Origin of the sequence: Chelativorans petroleitrophicus, assembly GCF_025398195.1 — a bacterium.
Classification (GTDB): domain Bacteria; phylum Pseudomonadota; class Alphaproteobacteria; order Rhizobiales; family Rhizobiaceae; genus Chelativorans; species Chelativorans petroleitrophicus.
In genome coordinates, this window is sequence record NZ_JAODNV010000061.1 from 1 (window position 1) to 658 (window position 658).

General features: G+C 58.2%; 1 protein-coding gene. It reads left to right on the forward strand.

All coding sequences use genetic code 11. From position 1 onward, the window contains the following. Positions 1–63 precede the first annotated feature (63 nt). The coding region (locus tag NYR54_RS19120; RefSeq protein WP_479878022.1) for a reverse transcriptase/maturase family protein at positions 64–658 on the forward strand (595 nt) is incomplete at its 3' end.

Sequence of the window (658 nt, forward strand, 5' to 3'; positions counted from 1 at the left end):
ACGAGGGGCCGCTGGATCATCGAAGGTGATCTGGCGAGCTACTTCGACACCGTTCATCACCGGCTGCTTCTGCAATGCGTTCGGCGGCGGGTGCGGGACGGACGGTTTGTTGATCTTCTCTGGCGCATCCTAAAAGCGGGTCACATCGACCGTGGCCTGTTTGCAGCGTCCAGTGAGGGTGTTCCGCAAGGCGGCGTGCTGTCGCCGCTCCTGTCCAACATCATGCTCCACGAGTTTGATGCGTGGCTGGAGGCGAAATACCTGAACCGGAAAGCCCGCAAGGATCGCTGGGCATGGAACTTCGGCATTCAGCAGGGCCGCCCCATCACGGTTCGAGAGAACCGGCAATGGAAACCTGCGATTGCCTATTGTCGCTATGCCGATGACTTCGTCGTCCTCGTCAAGGGGACGAAGGTTCATGCCGAGGAAATCCGCGAGGAATGCCGGGCCTTTCTGGAAGACCGCCTGAAGCTGACGTTGAATATGGAAAAGACCCATATCACCCACGTCGATGACGGGTTCGTCTTTCTGGGGCATCGGATCATTCGCAAGCGGGGGTCGAACGGGCATATGTCCGTCGTCACGACGATACCCAAGGAAAAGGCCAAGGCGTTTGTTCGCAAACTGACCGAGACCCTTTCCGGCAATCATGATGTCG